This is a genomic window from Massilia sp. 05N420, assembly GCF_056397205.1.
On sequence record NZ_JBFTMX010000310.1, the window covers coordinates 1 to 349 of the forward strand.

Annotated in this window: 1 protein-coding gene; it reads left to right on the forward strand. The window is 64.5% G+C overall.

Annotated features, from left to right (window positions below):
- A partial coding sequence (locus AC1DIX_RS28470; protein WP_477328714.1) for a LysR substrate-binding domain-containing protein occupies positions 1-349 on the forward strand: 349 nt, incomplete at both ends.

Here is a 349-nt window from a genome sequence, read left to right on the forward strand (position 1 = left end):
CCTCGATAGACTTCCCGGCATCGAGCTCGAAATCCTGACGGATGTTCGCGTCCACAGCCTGGCACATCGCGAGGCCGATATCGCGTTGCGTCTCGGTCGGCCGAAGGACAGCGACCTGACCGGCAAGCGCGTTGCCACCATCACGCACGGTTTCTACGCCAGTGCGACGATGGCTGCCCGCTGGCGGGCAGGCGAGGCCGTGCCCTTGATCGGATTCGATCTCGACAGCGAGCAGTTGATCGCCGAGGCCCGCTGGCTCGAAACGCACTATGCGCATCATTCCTATTCGGTGCGCTCCGGCAGTACCATCACCCAGGCGGTTGCCGCCGCAAACGGCATGGGCGTCGTC